The sequence below is a fragment of the Pseudoflavonifractor sp. SW1122 genome, assembly GCF_012027765.1.
Lineage (GTDB): Bacteria > Bacillota > Clostridia > Oscillospirales > Oscillospiraceae > Enterenecus > Enterenecus faecium.
On record NZ_SJOS01000033.1, the window covers coordinates 21,158 to 27,925 of the forward strand.

A 6,768-nucleotide genomic window follows, 5' to 3' on the forward strand; every position below is an offset into this window, starting at 1 on the left:
ATTTTATAAGTTGGTTACTTTATAACCGAAATGCGCATTTGCGCAGACTTGTGAAACGGTCAATAACAGAGTAGTAAAAGTATCTTGTTGCTATATAGACTCTATGTACCAAGCCCCCTCCACCCCCCTTTTTTGTCGTCCCGATTTGCGGGGCGGCGCACCCGTTCCCCTGCCTGCGCCGGGGATGGGTCTGTCGGAACACGGGCTTTCCCATATTGACCTTGTTTGACACAAGCTGTACAGATGCAGCTTGTGTCTTTTTTTGTATCGAGGTGTGGCATATGAAGAGAAAACACGTCCTTGACCAGAGTCAAGCCCCCATTTACCAAGCCCTCCAGACCTTCCGCCAGATGCGGGTGGTGCCCTTTGACGTCCCCGGCCACAAGCGGGGCCGGGGCAACCCGGAGCTCACCGAGTTTCTGGGCCAGCAGTGCGTGAGCATCGACGTCAACAGCATGAAGCCCCTGGACAACCTGTGCCATCCCATTTCGGTGATTCGCCAGGCCGAGGAGCTGGCCGCCGATGCCTTCGGCGCCGCCCACGCCTTTTTGATGGTGGGGGGCACCACCAGTTCCGTGCAGTCCATGGTGCTGTCCACCTGCAAGCGGGGGGACAAGATCATCATGCCCCGCAACGTCCACCGCAGCGTCATCAACGCCCTGGTGCTGTGCGGCGCCATCCCCGTCTACGTCAACCCCGAGGTGGACCACCAGCTGGGCATCTCCCTGGGCATGAAGCGGGAGCAGGTGGCCAAGGCCATCCGGGAGAACCCGGACGCCGTGGCGGTGCTGGTAAACAACCCCACCTACTACGGCATTTGCAGCGACCTGAAGGCCATTGTGAAGATGGCCCACGAGGCGGGCATGTACTGTCTGGCCGACGAGGCCCACGGCACCCACTTCTACTTCGGGGAAAACATGCCCATCTCCGCCATGGAGGCGGGGGCGGACATGGCCGCCGTGTCCATGCACAAAAGCGGCGGCAGCCTCACCCAGTCCTCCCTGCTGCTCATCGGCCCCAACATCCACGAGGGCCATGTGCGCAAGATCATCAACCTCACCCAGACCACCTCGGGCAGCTATCTGTTGATGTCCAGCCTGGACATCAGCCGCCGCAACCTGGCCTTGCGTGGCCCTGAGGTATTCCGCCAGGTCACCGCCATGGCGGAGTACGCCCGGGAGGAGATCAACGCCGTGGGCGGCTACTACGCCTTCGGCGGGGAGCTGGTCAACGGAGACTCCATCTTTGCCTTTGACCCCACCAAGCTCAGCGTCCACACCCGGGACATCGGCCTGGCTGGCATTGAGGTGTACGACCTGCTCCGGGACGAGTACGACATTCAGATTGAGTTCGGCGACATTGGCAACATTCTGGCCTACCTCTCCATCGGCGACCGGCCCCAGGAGCTGGAGCGTCTGGTCAGCGCCCTGGCGGAAATCCGGCGGCGGTACCAGACCGACGCCAGCGGGCTGATGAACCAGGAGTACATCGACCCCGAGGTGGTCACCAGCCCCCAAGAAGCCTTCTACGCCGATAAAAAGAGCGTGCGGCTGGAGGACAGCGCCGGGGAAGTGTGCAGCGAGTTCGTCATGTGCTATCCCCCCGGCATCCCCATCCTGGCCCCCGGCGAGCGAATTACCCCCCAGATTCTGGACTACATCCGCTACGCCAAGGCCAAGGGCTGCTCCATGACCGGACCCGAGGACCCGGACATTGAGCACATCAACATTCTCACCCAGGAGGCGCTGTGATGGAACTGTGGTTTAGCGAATTTCATACCCCGGACGTCAAGCACAGCATCCGGGTCCAGCGGCATCTGTACTCCCACAAGAGCGAGTTTCAGCAGATCGACATCTACGACACCCCCGAGTTCGGCAAGGTGCTCACCTTGGACGGCAACGTGATGCTCACCGAGCGGGACGAGTTCATCTACGACGAGATGATCACCCACGTGCCCATGGCGGTGCACCCCAACGTCCAGGACGTGCTGGTCATCGGCGCGGGCGACGGCGGCGTGGTGCGGGAGCTGGCCCGGTACGAGTCCATCCGCCGCATCGACCTGGTGGAGATGGACGAGCAGGTGCTGGACGCCTGCCGCCGCTACCTGCCCGGCAACGCCTGCCGTCTGGACGACGACCGGGTGCACATCTACTTCGACAACGCCCTGCGCTTCATCCGCCGCAAGCATGCCCAGTATGATTTGATTATCGTGGACTCCACCGACCCCTTCGGCCCCTCCGAGGGCTACTTCACCCGGGAGTTCTACGGCATCTGCTACAACGCCCTCCGGGAGGACGGCATTATGGTCAACCAGCAGGGCAGCCCCTTCTACCACCAGGACGCCGAGGCCATGCAGCGCAGCCACAAGCGCATCGTCAGCACCTTCCCCATCAGCCGGGTGTACCAGGCCCACATCCCCACCTACGCCGCCGGGTACTGGCTGTTTGGCTTTGCCAGCAAGAAATATCACCCCATCGACGACTTCGACCGGGACAAATGGCTGGCCCTGCACCTGAAAACCAACTATTACACCGTCCGGCTCCACACCGGCGCATTCTGCCTCCCGGCCTTCCTGGAGAGAATGCTGGAGGAGGTAGAATGATATGAAACCCAACATTGAGACCTTTATCGCCTGCGATGCCCCCTTTGAAGAGGCCAAGATCGTCCTCTTTGGCGCTCCCTTTGACTCCACCACCAGCTTCCGCCCTGGAGCCCGGTTCGGCTCCGCGGCCATGCGCCACGAGAGCTTCGGGCTGGAGACCTACAGTCCCTACCAGGATAAGGACCTCACCGACTGCAAGATTTTCGACTCCGGGGATCTGGAGCTGTGCTTTGGCAGCGTCCAGCAGGCCCTGGAGGACATTGAGGCCCGGGCCCAGGAGATTCTGGACCATGACAAGCTGCCCCTGCTCATCGGCGGCGAGCACTCCGTCACCCTGGGGGCAGTGCGGGCGGTGCATAAGAAATACCCGGATTTGCACATCGTCCACTTCGACGCCCACGCCGACCTGCGGCAGGACTACCTGGGCATGCCTCTCAGCCACGCCTGTGTCCTCCGCCGCTGCCACGACCTGGTGGGCGACGGACGCATCCACCAGTTCTGCATCCGCAGCGGCGAGCGGGAGGAGTTCGCCTTCGCCCGCTCCCACACCGATTTCCACCCCTTCACCTTTGACGGCCTGGCCCAGCTCACCGCCCAGCTGGCCCAGAGCCAGGTCCCGGTGTACCTCACCATTGACCTGGACTGCCTGGACCCCTCCGTGTTCCCCGGCACCGGAACCCCGGAGGCGGGCGGCGTGACCTTCCTGGAGCTGCTGGAGGCCATTCGCCGCTTCGAGCACGTCAACGTGGTGGGGGCGGACGTCAACGAGCTGGCCCCCATGCTGGACGCCAGCGGGGTGTCCACCGCCACCGCCTGCAAGGTGCTGCGGGAGCTGCTGCTCACCCTGAGCCACGGGGAGGGCTGAGAAATGGCACTGATGGTACTGAAATTCGGGGGCACTTCGGTGGCGGACAGCCAGCGCATCCGCCACATCTGCTCCCTCATCGCCCGGGCCTATGATGGGGGCAACCAAGTGGTGGTGGTGCTCTCCGCCCAGGGCCACACCACCGACCGCCTCATGGACCAGGCCCTGGAGCTCAACCCCAACCCCTCCGGCCGGGAACTGGACATGCTGCTGACCACCGGGGAGCAGATTTCCATTTCCCTGGCCGCCCTATGCATGGAACACATGGGCTATGAGGCCGTGAGCCTCACCGGGTGGCAGGCGGGCATTCGCACCACCGACGACTACACCCAGGCCCAAATCCAGAGCGTCTCCCCCGCCGCCATCAAAAAGGAGCTGGCCCGGGGCCGCATCGTCTTTGTGGCCGGGTTCCAGGGGGTGGACGCCTGGGGCAACCTCACCACCCTGGGCCGGGGCGGCTCGGACACCACCGCCGTGGCTCTGGCCGCCGCCCTGCGGGCGGATGTGTGCCAGATTTACACCGACGTGGACGGGGTGTACACTGCGGACCCCCGGAAGGACCCCACCGCCACCAAGCTGGAGGAGATCTCCTACGAGGCCATGCTGGACATGGCCCAGCACGGGGCCCAGGTGCTCCACGACCGCTGTGTCATCCTGGCCCGCCGCCACAACATCCCCATCGAGGTGCGCTCCTCCTTCCACGACGTGCCCGGCACCTGGGTGCGCAACCTGGTGGCCCAGGAGCACGCCAGTTAGGTAAAAAAGTTTTCCACAAGATTCCCATAGATTGTTGAAATTTTGATACATAGAAAGGAAGATGGAACATGAGTCGAGTATTGGTCATCGGCTGTGGAGGCGTGGCCTCCGTGGCCATCCGCAAGTGCTGCCAGGTCAGCGAGGTGTTCACCGAGCTGTGCATCGCCAGCCGCACCAAGTCCAAGTGTGACGCCCTGGCCGCCGAGTTGGAGGGCAAGACCGCCACCAAGATCACCACCGCCCAGGTGGATGCCGACCACGTGGAGGAGGTCATTTCCCTCATCCAGAGCTACAAGCCCGACCTGGTGATGAACATCGCCCTGCCCTATCAGGACCTGACCATCATGGACGCCTGCCTGGCCTGCGGGGTCAACTACATGGACACCGCCAACTACGAGCCCGAGGACATCGAGGACCCCCAGTGGAAGGCCATCTACGAGAAGCGGTGTGAGGAGAAGGGCTTCTCCGCTTACTTCGACTACTCCTGGCAGTGGGCCTATCGGGAGAAGTTCGAGAAGGCCGGGCTCATCGCCCTGCTGGGCTGCGGCTTCGACCCCGGCGTCACCCAGGCCTACTGCGCCTACGCCAAGAAGCACGAGTTTGACACCATCGACACCATTGACATTCTGGACTGCAACGGCGGCGACCACGGCTACCCCTTCGCCACCAACTTCAACCCCGAGGTAAACCTGCGGGAGGTGTCCGCCCCCGGCAGCTACTGGGAAAACGGCCACTGGGTGGAGATTCCCGCCATGAGCATCAAGCGGGAGTACGACTTCGACCAGGTGGGCATGAAGGACATGTACCTGCTCCACCACGAGGAGATCGAGTCCCTGGCCGAGAACATCCCCGAGGTCAAGCGCATCCGCTTCTTCATGACCTTCGGCCAGAGCTACCTGACCCACATGAAGTGTCTGGAGAACGTGGGTATGCTGTCCACCACCCCTGTGGAGTTTGAGGGCCACCAGATCGTGCCCATCAAGTTCCTCAAGGAGCTGCTGCCCGACCCCGCCAGCCTGGGCCCCCGCACCCACGGCAAGACCAACATCGGCTGCATCTTCACCGGAAAGAAGGACGGCAAGGAGAAGACCTACTACATCTACAACGTCTGCGACCACCAGGAGTGCTACCAGGAGGTGGCCAGCCAGGCCATCAGCTACACCACTGGCGTGCCCGCCATGTGCGGCGCTCTCATGCTGCTGACTGGTAAGTGGAACAAGATCGGCGTGCACACCGTGGAGGAGTTCGATCCCGATCCCTTCCTGGACGCCCTGGACCAGTACGGCCTGCCCCGCCGGGAGAACCACAACCCGGTGCTGGTGGACTAAATGGAGTATCTGACTCTGGGCCATCCCCCCTTCCAGGGGCTGGCCACCCACCAACTGGGCGAATTGTTTGGCAACCTGCCCACCCCCGCCTATGTCATCGACCAGGCCCGGCTGGAGCAAAACGGCCAGGTGCTCTCCGCCCTGGCCCAGCGTACAGGCTGCCACATCCTGCTGGCTCAGAAGGCCTTTTCCAACTACGACTTCTACCCCCTCCTCTCCCAGTTCCTGGCGGGCACCGAGGCCAGCGGCCTCTATGAGGCCCGGCTGGGCTTCGAGGAGATGGGGGGCAAAGAGGTCCACGTGTTCTGTGCCGGGTACCGGGAGGACGAATTTGGTGAGCTGCTGAACTACGCCGACCACATCGTGTTCAACTCCATCCACCAGCTGAAAACCCTGGGCCCCCGGGCCAAGGCGGCGGGGAAGAGTGTGGGGCTGCGCATCAATCCCCAGTGCTCCACCCAGGAGGGACACGCCATTTACGACCCCTGCGCCCCCGGCAGCCGCATGGGGGTGACCCGGGAAATCTGGAACGCCCAGATGGACGCCCACACCCTGGAGCTGCTGGACGGGCTGCACTTCCACACCCTGTGCGAGCAAAACGCCGACGACCTGGCCACCACCCTGGAGGCGGTGGAGGAGAAATTCGGGGACGTGCTGCCCGGCATGAAGTGGCTGAACATGGGGGGCGGGCACCACATCACCCGCCCGGACTACCAGATGGACACCCTGGAGGGGTGCATCCGCCACGCCCAGGAGGCCTGGGGAGTGGAGGTGTACCTGGAGCCGGGGGAGGCGGTGGCCCTCAACGCCGGGTATCTGGTGAGCCGGGTGGTGGACCTGGTGGAAAACGCCGGAGTGCACATCGCCATTCTGGACGCCAGCGCCGCCTGCCACATGCCCGACGTGCTGGAGATGCCCTACCAGCCCCCCATTCTCCACGCCGTGGCCCAGCCCGGCGGGGCGCACACCTACCGCCTGGCAGGCCCCACCTGTCTGGCCGGGGACGTGGTGGGGGACTACTCCTTTGCCCAGCCCCTGCACCGGGGGGACCTGGTGGTGTTTGGGGACATGGCCATCTACACCACCTGCAAAAACAACACCTTCAACGGCATGCCCCTGCCCGACCTCTGGCGGCTGGACCCCCAGGGCGGGCTGGCGCAGCTGACCCAGTTCGGATATCACAACTTCAAGGCCCGGTTGGGCCGGTGATATAAGAC

The 6,768-nt window shown here is 63.4% G+C and carries 6 protein-coding genes; all 6 read left to right on the forward strand.

The genetic code is table 11. From position 1 onward, the window contains the following. Positions 1–281: 281 nt before the first annotated feature. The 6 genes from E0L15_RS08495 to nspC all read left to right on the forward strand — a co-directional run bounded on the left by E0L15_RS08495 (position 282) and on the right by nspC (position 6,760). Positions 282–1,751, forward strand: a complete 1,470-nt coding sequence (locus E0L15_RS08495; protein WP_168125256.1) for an aminotransferase class V-fold PLP-dependent enzyme — start codon at positions 282–284, stop codon at positions 1,749–1,751. Beyond that, positions 1,751–2,602 (forward strand): polyamine aminopropyltransferase, encoded by an 852-nt coding sequence (speE, locus tag E0L15_RS08500; protein WP_087234448.1) that lies wholly within the window; start codon positions 1,751–1,753, stop codon positions 2,600–2,602. Before E0L15_RS08495 ends, speE begins: the two co-directional genes overlap by 1 nt. A gap of 1 nt (position 2,603) precedes the next feature. Beyond that, positions 2,604–3,467: an agmatinase gene (gene speB / locus E0L15_RS08505; RefSeq protein ID WP_168125257.1), complete on the forward strand. Its 864-nt coding sequence runs from the start codon at positions 2,604–2,606 to the stop codon at positions 3,465–3,467. A gap of 3 nt (positions 3,468–3,470) precedes the next feature. After that, a complete protein-coding gene (locus tag E0L15_RS08510) occupies positions 3,471–4,223 on the forward strand; it encodes an aspartate kinase (RefSeq protein ID WP_168125258.1) in 753 nt (250 codons plus the stop codon). Between the two features lie 68 nt (positions 4,224–4,291). Continuing rightward, entirely contained in the window at positions 4,292–5,551 is a 1,260-nt protein-coding gene (locus E0L15_RS08515) for a saccharopine dehydrogenase family protein (RefSeq protein WP_168125259.1), read from the forward strand. After that, complete coding sequence (gene nspC, locus E0L15_RS08520; RefSeq protein WP_168125260.1) at positions 5,552–6,760, forward strand: carboxynorspermidine decarboxylase; 1,209 nt, start codon at positions 5,552–5,554, stop codon at positions 6,758–6,760. Positions 6,761–6,768 lie beyond the last annotated feature (8 nt).

What these genes read in the sequence shown, in the direction of transcription:
- E0L15_RS08495 (WP_168125256.1), top strand. Translation starts at nt 282, where the DNA reads ATGAAGAGAAAACACGTCCTTGACCAGAGTCAAGCCCCCATTTACCAA.
- speE (WP_087234448.1), top strand. Translation starts at nt 1,751, where the DNA reads ATGGAACTGTGGTTTAGCGAATTTCATACCCCGGACGTCAAGCACAGC.
- speB (WP_168125257.1), top strand. Translation starts at nt 2,604, where the DNA reads ATGAAACCCAACATTGAGACCTTTATCGCCTGCGATGCCCCCTTTGAA.
- E0L15_RS08510 (WP_168125258.1), top strand. Translation starts at nt 3,471, where the DNA reads ATGGCACTGATGGTACTGAAATTCGGGGGCACTTCGGTGGCGGACAGC.
- E0L15_RS08515 (WP_168125259.1), top strand. Translation starts at nt 4,292, where the DNA reads ATGAGTCGAGTATTGGTCATCGGCTGTGGAGGCGTGGCCTCCGTGGCC.
- nspC (WP_168125260.1), top strand. Translation starts at nt 5,552, where the DNA reads ATGGAGTATCTGACTCTGGGCCATCCCCCCTTCCAGGGGCTGGCCACC.